The following is a 14,180-nucleotide window of genomic DNA, read 5'->3' as shown; positions in this document are numbered from 1 at the left end:
AATATTAAATACTCTTTGTGATATAATCTTTATCTTAAAAATACAACATAAAAGTAATCAATGTTCTCATCAGATATAGACTCTATTTTAAACAATAAAGATAAATTACTAACGCAGACATACTTTGAGTTGCAAAGATATTTTGAAAAAAAATATGGAAAAGATACAGTCGTTTTTATAGAGATTGGAACTTTTTTTGAAGTTTATGAAGTAAATAATGATGAAGAGCAGGTTGGTAAAGCCAAAGAGATAGCAGAACTCCTAAATATCCAACTCACTAAAAAAAATAAGAACATAGTAGAAAACAGTGATAGAAATCCTCTCTTAGCAGGTGTTCCAGCACTATCGTTTGATAGATATTTAAGCCGTTTAATCGCAGAGCAGAAATATACAGTTATCGTTGTAAAGCAGAGGGGAACTCCCCCAAAAATAAGTCGCTATATCTCTCAAATAGTCTCTCCAGGAACTAATTTTGATTATATAGTTGATAATGATGATAACTACATAGTCTCGATTTTGATTGACAAACATAGAGATATTTATGAAGTCGGATATAGCGCCATAGACGTAACAACAGGCAAAACTTGGCTTTATGAGAGTCATGGAACAAGTGAAGACCCATCTTATGCGTTAGATGAAATTTTCAATCTTTTAAATGTTTATCGCACCTCTGAGATTGTTGTCACATTTTTAGATGGAGTTGAAGATCAGCGTCACGCTATGCAATATCTTGAAATCGCCCAGCACTACCACTACAGCATAAATAACCAAAGACCTCGTGTAGAGTTTCAAAACAGGCTCTTTTGCGAGGTTTATCAGATAAAATCTCTTCTCTCAGCTATTGAGCATCTCGACTTAGAGAGAAGCCCAATGATAAGCGAATCTTTGGCTACTCTTATCCATTTTGTAATTGAGCATGATATACATATAGTTCAAAAACTTGACTTACCAAAAATCATAGATAACAGACGCTACATGTACCTTGGAAATAGCGCCTTAGAGCAGATGGGCGTAATATCAAAAGATAGAAATGAGTTTACACTCTTAAAGCTCCTTGATAAGAGCGCTACGGCAATCGGGCGCAGACTTTTAAAAGAGAGACTCTTAAACCCTATCATACAAAAAGAGGAGCTTGAACGTCGCTATAACCTCATAGATAAAGTCTCTTTACATGTAAGATATTTAGATGAAGTTATGCGTGGGATTTATGACTTAGAGAGGTTATCAAGAAGGCTCTACCTTGGGAGGCTTCACCCTTTTGAGATGAACCATATATATGACTCAATGCTTAGCGTAAAAGAGTTGGTTGGGTATGCAAAGAAGCACAAGATACAAAAGACGCCATTTAGTGAGAGCGAAGTTGATGAATTTTTAAGAGATATTTCAAAGAGCGTAGATTTGGATGTTTCAAGACGTTTTACTACAAATAGTGTTGATGAAAACTTTCTTATGAATGGTGTAGATGAGGCGATTGATACTTTAGTCAAAGAGAACCAAACTATGCTTATTGCGTTTGAAGATATTATGGCAAAAATTGAGCTTCTTGTTGGTAACTCAAACTCAAATAGCTCAAATGTAGCACTCGGTCTTTTAGAGAAAGAGGGTTATTATATCTCTCTTAGCAAAAATAGATTTTCTATGATAGAAAAAGAGTTTTATAAAGATGAAGATTTTAAAAAATTTAGTGTTAAAAAACTAACAAACAATGTAAAAATAACCTCTGCCTTTACTGATAATCTCTCTGATTTGATTATGAAAAACCGCCGTAAAATTGTGGTTTTGGCAAAAGAGAGATTTATACAGTTGCAGACTCTTTACGAAAAACGTTACGCTCTTCTTTTTGACAGAATTATAAGTTATGTAGCTGACTTGGATGTTGGTGTGAGCTCATCAAAAGTTGCACAGATGTATAAACACTCAAGACCAACCATTGTTGAAGTTGAGCGTGAAGAGAACTTTATCCAAATCATGCAACTCCGCCATCCACTCATAGAGATACAAGAGAGAAGCGGTATATATGTTGTAAATGATGTAGTTATGGGAAATCGCGCATATCTTGACCTGCCTCATCCAAAAACAGTTATGCTTGATTTGAGTGTTCATGATGGACATGAGATAAATGGTGTACTGCTTTATGGGATAAACTCAAGCGGTAAATCTTCACTTATGAAAAGTATTGGTTTGGCAACACTGATGGCACAGGCTGGTTTTTATGTAAGTGCTTCAGCTATGAGATTTTCACTCTTTGACTCTCTTTTTACAAGAATAGTCTCAAGAGACAATCTGGCAAAAGGGTTATCCACATTTGCAGTTGAGATGCTTGAACTTAAAAACATCTTCAATCGTGCAACTCTGCGCTCTTTGATTTTAGGAGATGAGATAAGTCATGGAACTGAGACTCTCTCTGGAGTTGCCATAGTTTCAAGTGCAATCATAAAGCTCTCAAAACTGCGCTCAATCTTTCTTTTTGCAACACATCTTCATCAACTCTCAACTATGAAAGAGATAAGAGCTTTGAAAAATGTAGTGGATTTGCATCTTAGTGTTGAGTATGATGAAGTAGAGGACAAACTGCTCTTCAACAGAGTTCTTCAGAGTGGAAGCGGGAGTAGTATCTATGGTTTGGAGTTTGCAAAATCGCTTCACATGGATAGTGATTTTTTAGATATTGCAAACAGCATTAGAAAAAGATTGGCTAAAGATTTTGATGAACTGGAGCTGCTCGTTAAGAAAAAAAGCTCAAAGTACAATAAAGAGTTATATGTTACAAAATGCGTAATTTGTGGCGATATGGCAGAAGATGTGCATCACATAAAACATAAATCTTTAGCAGATGAAGATGGTTTTATCGGACATTTTCATAAAAACACAAAACATAATCTCATCCCTTTATGTAAAGAGCATCATAAAAAGATTCATGAGGGCAAGATAAGAGTAGATGGTTTTGTGATGACTAGCAACGGTTTGGAGCTGAAGTTTGAAGAACAATTAAGCAAAGCAGAGCCAAAAAAAGAGACAACGCCAGAGATAAATGAGCCAAAAAAATTTATACTAGATGATTGGGAATAGCTTAATAGAGAATGCAAAAAAACAGTATAATTAACACTTTAAAAAAAGAGTTAGGTAGATATGAAAACAATTGAACTTTTTAAATTTATGATAAGCGCAAAGAGCCAAACTCCAGATGATGGCGGACTTTTAGATTTTATACAAAACTATTTAGATGATTTTGAAGCGATTAGAGTTGATGTTGAGGGTGTTAAAAACCTCTTTTTATATAAAAAATTCTCACAAGGAGATCACCTCTGTTTCGCTGGACATGTAGATGTTGTTCCTGCTGGTGATGGATGGGATAGCGACCCATATATTGCAACAGAGAGAGATGGTTATATATATGGACGTGGTGCGCAAGATATGAAGAGTGGCGTCGCAGCATTTGTTCAAGCTATAAAAGATACTAAACATTTTAATGGAACTCTATCCTTACTACTAACTTCAGACGAAGAGGGAGAGGGAACATACGGCACAATCGAGGTTTTAAACTACCTTAGGGATAAAAGTATGCTCCCAGATTTTGCAGTTGTTGCAGAGCCTACATGTGAGATGGTTTTTGGTGATGCTATAAAAGTAGGGCGCAGAGGTTCAATCAATGGCTATATAACTCTAAGAGGGAAGCAAGGACACGCCGCATACCCCGAAAAATCTATAAACCCTATAAATCTAATCGCACCAAAACTTGCAAATATGGCTGGTGTAGATTTGGATAACGGTGATGAGTTTTTTTCTCCAAGCAAATTTGTTATAACAGATATTAGAGCTGGGATGCAGGTTACAAATGTAACTCCAAATGAACTTAAGATGATGTTTAATGTAAGAAATACTACTCTTACTTCTCAAAAAGAGATTAGAGAGTTTGTTGAGAAAAACTTAGAAGATTTAGATTATGATTTGCGCCTTACTCAAGGCTCTTATCCTTTTAAAACAGATACTAAAACAAAGCTTGTTAAAAATATTGATGCCTCCATTGAGCAAATCAGTGGCATAAAACCAAAACACTCAACCGCTGGGGGAACTTCAGACGCAAGACATATGGCTCCGCTTGGCATAGACGTTATAGAATTTGGCGTAATAAATGATACAATTCACGCTATAAATGAGCGAACCACAAAAGATGAGGTTAAGAAACTTTATGAAGTTTTTAAGCATCTTATAGATACGTGGAAATAAGGATAGAAAATGAAATTTTTATTATCAATAGTTATGCTAATAGCTACACTGAGTGCTAATTTTAACTGGCCAAGCGACTATGAAGCAGCCCTAAGCCAAGCAAAAGCGCAAAAGAAGGATGTTTATCTTTTTTTAGGTTCTGAGTATTGTAAATATTGCGAGAAATTTGAAAATGAGATTTTATCTCGCGAGGATGTCTTAAAAAAGCTAAAAAAGAAGTATGTTCTGATTTATCTCTCAAGAGACATAGACGACATTCCTTCTCACTTAGAGACAAAGCCTGTTCCCCGCCACTATTTTTTGAATTATAAAGGGGAGATAATCTATACAACAATAGGTTATAGAAGTTTTGAGGGTTTTAATGAGCTCTTAAATGAAGTAGATGAAGCAAAAAAAGATTAAGGAGATATATATGAAATTCGTACAAACAAACAGAGCGCCATCGGCAATAGGTCCATATTCACAAGCAGTTGTCGCAAATGGAATGGTTTTTACATCTGGACAGATTGCACTTACAGCTGAGGGCGTTATGCTTGAGGATGATGTAGTAGTACAGACAAAACAGGTTTTAAAAAACTTACAAGCTGTTTTAGAAGAAGCTGGAGCTTCAATGTCAAGTGTTATAAAAACTACAATATTTTTAGCTTCTATGGATGATTTTGCAACTGTAAACGAGATATACGCAGAGGCTTTTGGCTCTCATAAACCATCTCGCTCAACTGTAGCGGTTAAAACGTTGCCAAAAAATGCTCTTGTTGAGATAGACGCAGTAGCACTTGTAAAATGAAAAAAGCACTTTTTTTACTCCTGCCAATGTTTATACATGCAGAGAGTTTAAAAGATATCTTAGAATTTGCACATCAAAATAACTCCATTTTAGAATCAAAAAAATATATAAAAAACGCAAAAGAGAGTGAAGTTGCTTCAAAAAAAAGTGCTTACTATCCAAAGATAGGCATAGGCGCTTCATACAGAAATATAAGTGACGCATCTCTTTTTCAGATAGAAGAGACTTATGCTCTTTATGGCAAATTTGAAGTAGATATCTATGATGGCGGTCTTAAATCTGCACTACATGACAAAGCAAAAAATGAACTTTTATCAACTGCTCACGATGAGTTATCTACAAAAGAGAGCCTATCTCTTGAAATCACAAAGAATTTTTACACTATCTTAAGTCTAAAATCCCGCATGAAAGCTCTGCTTGATGCAAAAGCCTCTTTAGGTGAGCAGTTACAAAGAGTTAAGCAGTTTTATGAGGCAAGGTTAGCGACACAAGATGATGTACAACGACTTCAGGCTGCTTTTGATAAAAGTAGCTATGAGATAGAGTCTCTTAACTTTGAGATGATAAGCGTTAAAAAATATCTAGAATTAAAAGTTGGCAAAAGCATAGATACTCTTGAGGTATCAAATTTTAAAGAGGTTGCCTCTTTGGAGTATGAGCAGAGTGACTCTATAAAGTCGTTAACATATCAAGAGAGAGCTATAAAAAAGGGTGCAGAGGCACAAGATGCTATCTACTACCCAAATATAAAGTTAGAAGATATCTATACTAAGTATGAGTATGGAACTACAACGCCAAACAATCCTCTTGCAATAGATAAACAAAATGTAGCAATGATAAGTTTAAATATGACCATCTATGATAACAGCGCTTCAGGCAAAGCAAGAGAGGCTCTTATTCTAAATGCAAAAGCTCTAAATGAGGAGATAAAATACCTCACAAATGAGCAAAAAGTAGAGCAGGAGATAGCGCTTCAAAGGATTAAGAGTCAGAAGTTAAAGATAAAGAGTGCAAAGAGTTCTTCAGTTGCCTCAAGTAGTGCATTTGCTACAATAGATGAGAAGTACAAGGCTAGAGTTGTTGATTATGTGACTTATCTTGATGGGCTGAGTGCTAAAACAGAAGCAAAAGCTATTTATGAGAGTTCGTTAAACGAACTTCAAATAGCTTATGCAATCTACTACTTTTACAGTGGTAAAAAAATAGAGGAGTTTATAGAGTGAGAAAAATATACTTAGCACTACTGCTTTTAGCGTTTAATCTATCTGCACAAGAGGTTTATGCTAGTTTTTTTGTAAAAGCAATCCAAGATGCAACTCTAGCTTTTAATGCTGGAGGAGTAATAAAAAAGATGGATGTTGATGTCTCAAGCAGAGTTAAAAAAGGCGCTCTATTGGCAGAACTTTACAATGAAGATTCACGTGCGCTTTTGAGTCTCGCAAAAGCTGATGTTGACAAAGCAGAAGTTACTCTAAAATACGCCCAAAGAGATTATGAAAGAGAAGAAAAAGTCAAACATCTTGTTGATGAAGCTAGGTTTGATAAATTTGCACTTGCGTATGAGAGTGCAAAAACTTCACTCCAAAGCGCAAAAGCAAATTTAACATACAGAGAGGCTCTTTATAAAAAAACAGCTCTTTATGCCCCATTTGATGGTGTTATTTATGAAAAAAATGCAGAAGTTGGAGATGTGGTAACGGAGATGCAGCCAAAGAGTGTGTTTAAAATTCAGAGCCAAGAGAGAAGAAAACTCATCCTTGAATTTGATCAAAAGTATTGGAGCATAGTTAAAGTTGATCAGACGTTTAAGTATAAGATAGATGGAGATGTGAGAGAATACTCAGGAGTTATCTCAAAAATATATCCACATGTAAATGAGCAAAACCGAAAACTCATAGCTGAAGTTGAGGTTAAAGAGTTTTTAGTTGGACTCTTTGGCGATGGCTATATTCTAACAGACTCAAAAAAGTAGTTACATGTACAAACTATCAATCAAAAGACCAATTTCGACACTTATGTATGTTCTTACACTCGTTATTTTTGGGTATATGAGTTTCAAAGCAATGCCCTCAGCCCTCTTTCCAAATGTCGATTTTCCAATAGTAACCATTCAGACAAACTATGCAGGAGCAGAAGCCTCAACAATAGAGTCGCAGATAACAGATAAAGTCGAAGAGGCAATCTCAAGAATTGGCGGGATTGATAGCGTAATTTCAAGTAGCAGCGATGGTGTTAGCATTGTAACTGTGAAGTTTTTTTTAGAACGAAATATCGATGAAGCTACAAACGATGTTCGTGATAAAGTTGCTTCCATCAGGCTTCCAAGCGATGCTGAGGTACCCCTTGTCAGTAAACTAGATATTGGTGGGGCATCTATTATAAACATATTTTTAACAGCAAAATCAGACACTCTTCAAAACCTAATGCTCTTTGCAGACGAGAAGGTAAAACCAGCAGTGCAGAAGATTAATGATGTTGGTGCTATAAATATCATCGGATTTAGAGATAGAGAGATAAAGATATTTCCAAATCCACAAGCTCTTAACAAATATGAGATTACCATAGCAGAGCTAAACAACGCAATCACAGAAGAAAATGTAAAAATCGGCGGTGGTAAGCTTATAACTAAAACTAAAGAGTTTATTTTAAAGACAAAAGCTGATGCTCTAAGTATTGATGAGCTCAAAGATATAAAGATAAAAGACAACATAAAGCTAAGAGATATAGCAGCTGTTGAAGACTCTTTGAGTGATGCAAAAAGTTACGCTTCATATAATGGAGTTGAGGGTGTTATGCTTGAAGTTCAAAAAATTTCAGGGACAAATACTATAGAGATAATAGAACATGTAAAGAAAATTGTTCCGAGTCTTCAAGTAATGGCAGGAGATAAGTTTGGAGTTGAGGTTTTAAATGACACATCTACATTTATCGTTAATTCTCTAAGTGACGTTGAATTTGACCTTATTTATGGTGCGATTTTAGCTTCAATTATTGTTTTTATTTTTTTAAGAAATCTTACAATTACGCTAGTCTCAGCACTTACTATCCCATCTTCTATTTTTGGCACATTTGCTTTGATGGACTACATGGGATTTGAGCTAAATAAGATGACGCTGATAGGACTTACTTTAGCAATCGGAATAATTATAGATGACGCTATTGTTGTAATTGAGAACATATATAAAAAGATGGAAGAGGGCTTAGGAAAATATGAAGCAGCGTATGAGGGCACAAAAGAGATGGCTTTTACAATCCTAGCAATCTCTGCCATGCTTCTTGCTGTATTTGTTCCTGTGTCGTTTATGAGCGGGATTGTTGGAAAGTTTTTTGAGAGTTTTGCTATGACGGTCGGATTTGCTATCATCATCTCTTACACTATAGCACTAAGCTTCATTCCAAGCTTGAGCGCTAGAGTTTTACGTAAAGATGAGAGTAAGTTCTACAACATGACTGAGCCGTTCTTTAGAGCAATAGAGCGCCTTTATGAAGCTATACTAAAAAAGGTTTTAAGGTTTAAGTATTTGGTTCTTTTTGGAGTCTTTTTACTATTTTTTGCTTCTCTTAGCCTCTTTCCAAAAATAGGTATGGATTTTATACCAAAAGAGGATAAATCAGAGTTTGAGATAAAAATCAAAGCTGATGCCTCGATTTCACTTGAAGAGATGGTAAAAAAATCAAAAACAGTTGAAGATTTGGTTAGAAAAAATCCTAATGTTGAGTACACAACTCTAAGTGTGGGTTATAACACCACAAAAGAGAAACATAAAGCGCTCATCTACATAAAGCTTACCCCAAAAGATAAAAGAGAGTTAAAACAAGAACAAATTATTCAAGAGTTTAGAAAAAATCTAGAACCTTTTAAAGCCGATATGTTAATAACTGCTTCAGAGATACCAAATATAAAAGGTGCAGGAGCGAGTGTTCCTTATCAGATAGTTTTAAAATCTGATTCTTTTGAAGATTTAGAGCGTGGTAAAGAAAATCTTATTGAGCATCTACGCAAAAAAGATGGATTTATGGACATAGATACAGATTTGGATGACCAAAAACAGCAGATTGACATAAATATATTAAGAGAAAATGCTTCACTTTATGGTGTTATGGCTTCACAAATTGCAGAAGCTATAGCGATTGCATTCTCAAGTGATTTGGAAATTTCATACTTTGAAGAGAGCGGCAAACAGTACAATATAACGCTTAGATTTAGCGATGAGAGCAGAGTCTCAATTGCTGATATAAAAAAGCTACATGTAAGAACAAAAGATGGCAAACTAATCTATCTTGATGGTTTGGTTGAGTTTAAAGACTCATACGCTCTTGGAGCGATAAACCACTTTGATAGACAAAGAGAAGTTACAATCTTTGCTGATTTATTTGGGCTTGATTTAGGTAGCTCTATTGAATATACAAAAGAGAAGATAGATTCACTTTTACCCTCAGGTGTAGAGTATAGATTTACAGGATTTGCTGAAGAGATGGGCAAAACCGCAGATGCGTTTGGAGTGGCGATTGGTCTTAGTGTTATTTTGATGTTTATCATACTTGCAATCTTATACGAATCACTTATCCAACCACTGATAATAATGGTTGCACTTCCTCTTAGTATCATAGGCGTGATATTGGCTCTTTATATCTCAGGTCTGCAATTTTCTCTTTTTGTAATGATTGGATTTATGCTTCTTATGGGAATGGTTGGAAAAAATGCGGTTTTACTAGTTGACTTTGCAAACCACGCACAAGAGCATGGCAAAGGTACGGATGAAGCTCTCCTTGAAGCTGGACGCAAAAGAGTCCGCCCAATCCTTATGACTACTCTTGCAATGGTCTTTGCAATGCTACCTTTAGCAATTAGTTCTGGACTTGGCAGTGAAATCAAAGCACCTATGGCAATCTCTATCATAGGTGGGCTATTGAGTTCAATGTTTTTAACACTCTTGGTTGTTCCAGTGATGTATAAGATAATAAGCCCACTTGATATATGGCTTAGAAAGTTTTATGAAACAAAGATGATAGCTTAAGAGATAAAATTAAGTTATATTAAATTGTTCTAATTGTAAAACGAAGCAAAATTAAAAAGTGTAAATATGATTTTGAATAGTTTAATCTAATAATAGTACACTCTTCATTACTATTAAAATCGCTTTATAGTATAATTTACTCTTAATACAGGAGAGGGAATTGCTTAAGAAAAAAGAGAATAAAAAAGAACTTATAATGCAAGCAGCGTTGGAACTCTTTGCTTCAAAAGGGTTTTATACTACTACTATCCCAGATATTGCTGCTTCTTTGAAGATGAGTGTTGGCAACATGTATAACTATTTTAAATCAAAAGATATTCTTGCTAGAGAAATTATAAAATATATCTCTGTATATCTGGGTCAACAATTAAGAGAGATTAATGAACAAGATATATCAACTAAAGAAAAAACAAGAAAAATAATCGAGATTTATTTTAAAACTGCCTCCCTAAAACCTGAGATGATAGACTACTTTTTACGCATATATCTCTCAAACCGTGAAGTTTTTAAAGATAGTTGCGAGGGGATGCTCTGCGTAAATGAGTTTGTAACTGAAATTATGATTTACTTTGAAGAGGGCGTTAAATGTGGAGATTTAAGAGAGCAGGATTTTTTCAGTGCTTTTGGACTTTTTATGGGTTATCTTGGTGGAATGGTTTTTTTAAATGGTGAAAATATTTTGCCAAAAGATTTAAATGAATATGTAGATGATATATCTTTTAACATATACAAAGCCTTGTGCTCGGAGTAGTTATGGAAAAGAAAATGAGGATTTTATGGCTTAGTGCAATTACATGTAATGGCAATACACACTCATTTTTAAATTATCCGCATATGGAGCAGTTTTTAGATGACTTTGAGTTTATCTATCATCCTGTTATAGATTCAAAGTATTCATTACAAGAGATAGTTTCAAACGAGATTGAATGTGAAGTTTTGATTATTGAGGGTGCTATTTCAGAGGAGTTTCAAAGAGGTGGAGTTCCAATCTTTGAGATAATAAAAAACTACTCTAAAAGAGTTCAAAAAATTCTAACGGTTGGTACGTGTGCTACTTTTGGGGGGATTTTTAGGGAGAGTGATTATAAAGATACAGCAGGAATGCACTTTGATCAAGATAGAGCACTTCATAATTTTTCAGATTTTCTAGATAAAACCATATCTATCTCAGGCTGCCCCATTCACCCCGAAGTTTTGGTAAACACTCTTTATGCAATTAAAAAAAGCGTTCTCTTAAGAGTTGATAATTTTTTAAGACCAAAAGAGTTTTATGCTTATACAGTGCATAATGGCTGTACAAGAAATGAGTATTTTGAGTATAAGGTTGATAACCATAAATTTGGAGAGCTTGAGGGTTGTATGTTTTACGACCATGGGTGTCAAGCGCCCTTTACTCACGGAAGCTGCAATAAAATACTCTGGAATGAAGTAAACTCAAAAACCAGAGCAGGAGTTCCATGTTTTGGTTGTACAGAGCCATCTTTTCCAAGAGATAACCTCTTTAATACTAAAAAAAATATGGCGATACCTGAGCATCTTCCCCTTGGGGTTAATAAAAGAGTTTATCTTACTCTAGCAGGTATTACCAAGGCGTTTAAAATTGATAGATTTCAAAAGAAGATATTAGATGATTAAAATTATAGAGAAGATAGAGGGAGAAGCCAAACTAAACTTCAACTTCAAAGAGAATAAAATTGATTTTGTAGATGTTGAGTTTATGTCAACTAGAAATATAGAGAATATATTAAAAGGCAAAAGAGCCTTTGACGCACTTGTGATAAACCCAAGAGTATGCGGAATATGTGGACATGCTCATCTTATGGCAACAGTACAGGCGCTAGAGAGCTGTTATGATAATCTTATACTCTCAGATAAAGCAAAAATCATAAGAGAGCTTACGCTAAATTTTGAGCTTATTCAAAATCACTTTAAATGGTTCTATCTTACTCTTTACCCTCTGTTTGGAAAAAAACAGCAGATATTAAAAGCAACTTACCCATCGCAGCTTATGAGCAAAGCTATAGCAGTTATTGGAGGTCAATATCCACACACCTCTTACGCGATAGTAGGCGGAGTAGCTTGTGAGATAACAGAGATAGACCTCATAAAAGTCCAACACTACATAGCTCAAACACTTAAATTTGTAGAGCAAAATCTTCTAAAAGTAGAGAGTGAAGTTTTTTTAAAAACTGAAGATGCAAATAGTCTTTATGATGGGGATCTCACAGAGATATTAGATGAGATAAAAAACTCAGAACTTTTGGGATATGGAAAGAGCTATGATAGATTTATCTCTTTTGGAGAAAATAGTTTTTTTAAAAAAGGTAAATCAGTAAAAACAAAAGTGACTCATAATATCTCTCTTGTGGATGTAAAAGAGTCTCAAATTACATCTTCATTTGCAAAAAATGTGAGTTTTAAAGATAAGTATTATGAAGTAGGACCGCTCTCTCGTGCTATGATAAATAAAACTCCACTTATCATAGATGTTCATAAAAAATATGGCGATAGTATCTTTAGTAGAATCTTAGCAAGGATTTATGAGATATCACAACTTTTAGAACACTCAAGAGGGTTGATAAAAAAGATAGATTTATCTCAGCCATCATATATAGAGCCATCTATAGATATTTCAAAATTAAGCGGAAGCGGCTATAGTGCTGTTGAAGCTGCTAGAGGAACTCTTATACACAGGGTGGAGCTTGAGAGCGGAATTATAAAAAACTATGAGATTATTACTCCAACGCAGTGGAATCTAAGTGGTGGAACAAGAGAGAATCATGGTGTATCACAAAGAGCTATGGTTGGTTTAAGTGATGTAAAAATTGCTGAACTAGTTTTTAAAAGTTTTGATGTTTGTTCGGTCTGTACTACCCATTGACATATAAAAAATAATTATATTTAAGAGATTAATTTTCATTTAAGTTTTTTTCATATACTATTACTGAATGAGTATTCATTTTGTGGATATAACTAAAATTTAGGGAGTGTATCATGGAAAATAGTAGTCTGTTTGATAAGTTGTCTTCAAGGCTTGACGAATTGTCAAATTTACCAAAACTTGATGATGAAGTATCAATATCAAAACTGATTGAAGAGAAGGGCTTTTCAAGAAGAGAGTTTATGACTTGGGCAGGGGCTATGACATCTATGTTGATGTTGCCTGCTAGTTTTACCCCACTAGTTGCACAAGCAGCTGAAATAGCTGATAGGCTACCGTTAGTTTGGTTACACATGGCGGAGTGTACAGGGTGTAGTGAGTCATTGCTACGCTCTGCTACTCCTAGTATAGACTCTCTTATATTTGACTATATTTCACTAGAGTATCATGAAACGATTATGGCAGCAGCTGGCTGGCAAGCTGAACAAAATCTTCATAACGCTATGCAGAAGTATAAAGGTAGATATATCTTGATGGTAGAGGGTGGCATACCTCACGCAGAGAGTGATTACTTTTTAACTATTGGAGCTCATGGTAAAACAGGGCAAGAGAGTGCGCAAGAAGCATGTGCAGATGCTGCTGCTATTTTTGCAATAGGTTCATGTTCATCTTTTGGAGGTGTTCAAGCAGCATATCCAAATCCAACAAATGCTACAGCGCTTAGCAATATTACAAATAAAACTGTAATAAATGTTCCTGGATGCCCACCTAGTGAGAGCAACATTGTTGGAACACTTCTACATTTTATCCTATATGGAACTCTTCCTGCACTCGATGTTTACAATAGACCAAAATGGGCTTATGGACTTAGAATCCATGACGCTTGTGAGAGAAGAGGGCGATTTGATGCTGGTGAGTTTGTAGAGCAGTTTGGTGATGAGGGTGCGAAAAATGGTTATTGTCTCTATAAAGTAGGATGTAAAGGACCATATACATTTAACAACTGCTCAAAACAGAAGTTTAATCAAGGTACATCTTGGCCAGTTCAAGCAGGACATGGCTGTATGGGATGTAGTGAACCTGACTTTTGGGACAAAATGGGAATTGTTCACGAACCGCTTGGAGATAGACTTTATCATACAGTATTTGGTGGATTAGGTGCTGATGCAACAGCGGATAAAATTGGTGTTGGAATTTTAACTGTTACTGCAATTGGAATAGCTGCTCATGCTGCTATATCATTAGTTAAAAAACCAAAAGAATAGGG

The 14,180-nt window shown here is 35.1% G+C and carries 11 protein-coding genes; all 11 read left to right on the top strand.

The genetic code is table 11. The features are described 5' to 3' along the window. The first annotated feature begins 60 nt into the window (after positions 1-60). The 11 genes from SUDEN_RS07555 (at position 61) to SUDEN_RS07505 (ending at position 14,178) form a co-directional block, all read left to right on the top strand. Positions 61-3,069, top strand: coding sequence for a MutS-related protein (locus SUDEN_RS07555; RefSeq protein ID WP_011373075.1), 3,009 nt, complete (start codon positions 61-63; stop codon positions 3,067-3,069). 60 nt (positions 3,070-3,129) lie between these two features. Further along, entirely contained in the window at positions 3,130-4,227 is a 1,098-nt protein-coding gene (gene dapE / locus SUDEN_RS07550) for a succinyl-diaminopimelate desuccinylase (protein WP_011373074.1), read from the top strand. Positions 4,228-4,236: 9 nt separating this feature from the next. Further along, entirely contained in the window at positions 4,237-4,629 is a 393-nt protein-coding gene (locus SUDEN_RS07545) for a thioredoxin family protein (RefSeq protein ID WP_011373073.1), read from the top strand. 10 nt (positions 4,630-4,639) lie between these two features. Then, positions 4,640-5,014 (top strand): RidA family protein, encoded by a 375-nt coding sequence (locus SUDEN_RS07540; RefSeq protein WP_011373072.1) that lies wholly within the window; start codon positions 4,640-4,642, stop codon positions 5,012-5,014. After that, positions 5,011-6,237 carry a TolC family protein gene (locus SUDEN_RS07535; protein WP_011373071.1) on the top strand — a complete coding sequence of 409 codons (1,227 nt, stop codon included), beginning with the start codon at positions 5,011-5,013 and terminating at the stop codon, positions 6,235-6,237. Before SUDEN_RS07540 ends, SUDEN_RS07535 begins: the two co-directional genes overlap by 4 nt. Beyond that, complete coding sequence (locus SUDEN_RS07530; RefSeq protein WP_011373070.1) at positions 6,234-6,986, top strand: efflux RND transporter periplasmic adaptor subunit; 753 nt, start codon at positions 6,234-6,236, stop codon at positions 6,984-6,986. The genes SUDEN_RS07535 and SUDEN_RS07530 overlap by 4 nt, the downstream gene beginning before the upstream one ends. Before the next feature lie 4 nt (positions 6,987-6,990). Next, positions 6,991-10,032 carry an efflux RND transporter permease subunit gene (locus SUDEN_RS07525; RefSeq protein WP_011373069.1) on the top strand — a complete coding sequence of 1,014 codons (3,042 nt, stop codon included), beginning with the start codon at positions 6,991-6,993 and terminating at the stop codon, positions 10,030-10,032. Between the two features lie 160 nt (positions 10,033-10,192). Next, a complete protein-coding gene (locus tag SUDEN_RS07520; protein WP_011373068.1) occupies positions 10,193-10,783 on the top strand; it encodes a TetR/AcrR family transcriptional regulator in 591 nt (196 codons plus the stop codon). Positions 10,784-10,785: 2 nt separating this feature from the next. Continuing rightward, positions 10,786-11,667: a hydrogenase gene (locus tag SUDEN_RS07515; RefSeq protein ID WP_011373067.1), complete on the top strand. Its 882-nt coding sequence runs from the start codon at positions 10,786-10,788 to the stop codon at positions 11,665-11,667. Next, the gene (locus SUDEN_RS07510; RefSeq protein ID WP_011373066.1) at positions 11,660-12,913 is read left to right on the top strand and encodes a nickel-dependent hydrogenase large subunit; all 1,254 of its coding nucleotides are present in this window, start codon (positions 11,660-11,662) and stop codon (positions 12,911-12,913) included. The genes SUDEN_RS07515 and SUDEN_RS07510 overlap by 8 nt, the downstream gene beginning before the upstream one ends. A gap of 113 nt (positions 12,914-13,026) precedes the next feature. Further along, positions 13,027-14,178 (top strand): hydrogenase small subunit, encoded by a 1,152-nt coding sequence (locus tag SUDEN_RS07505; RefSeq protein WP_011373065.1) that lies wholly within the window; start codon positions 13,027-13,029, stop codon positions 14,176-14,178. Positions 14,179-14,180: the final 2 nt, after the last annotated feature.

Source organism: Sulfurimonas denitrificans DSM 1251, assembly GCF_000012965.1.
Classification (GTDB): Bacteria; Campylobacterota; Campylobacteria; order Campylobacterales; family Sulfurimonadaceae; genus Sulfurimonas; species Sulfurimonas denitrificans.
This window is presented reverse-complemented; position numbering and strand designations above follow the sequence as displayed.

What these genes read in the sequence shown, in the direction of transcription:
- SUDEN_RS07555 (WP_011373075.1), top strand. Translation starts at nt 61, where the DNA reads ATGTTCTCATCAGATATAGACTCTATTTTAAACAATAAAGATAAATTA.
- dapE (WP_011373074.1), top strand. Translation starts at nt 3,130, where the DNA reads ATGAAAACAATTGAACTTTTTAAATTTATGATAAGCGCAAAGAGCCAA.
- SUDEN_RS07545 (WP_011373073.1), top strand. Translation starts at nt 4,237, where the DNA reads ATGAAATTTTTATTATCAATAGTTATGCTAATAGCTACACTGAGTGCT.
- SUDEN_RS07540 (WP_011373072.1), top strand. Translation starts at nt 4,640, where the DNA reads ATGAAATTCGTACAAACAAACAGAGCGCCATCGGCAATAGGTCCATAT.
- SUDEN_RS07535 (WP_011373071.1), top strand. Translation starts at nt 5,011, where the DNA reads ATGAAAAAAGCACTTTTTTTACTCCTGCCAATGTTTATACATGCAGAG.
- SUDEN_RS07525 (WP_011373069.1), top strand. Translation starts at nt 6,991, where the DNA reads ATGTACAAACTATCAATCAAAAGACCAATTTCGACACTTATGTATGTT.
- SUDEN_RS07515 (WP_011373067.1), top strand. Translation starts at nt 10,786, where the DNA reads ATGGAAAAGAAAATGAGGATTTTATGGCTTAGTGCAATTACATGTAAT.
- SUDEN_RS07510 (WP_011373066.1), top strand. Translation starts at nt 11,660, where the DNA reads ATGATTAAAATTATAGAGAAGATAGAGGGAGAAGCCAAACTAAACTTC.
- SUDEN_RS07505 (WP_011373065.1), top strand. Translation starts at nt 13,027, where the DNA reads ATGGAAAATAGTAGTCTGTTTGATAAGTTGTCTTCAAGGCTTGACGAA.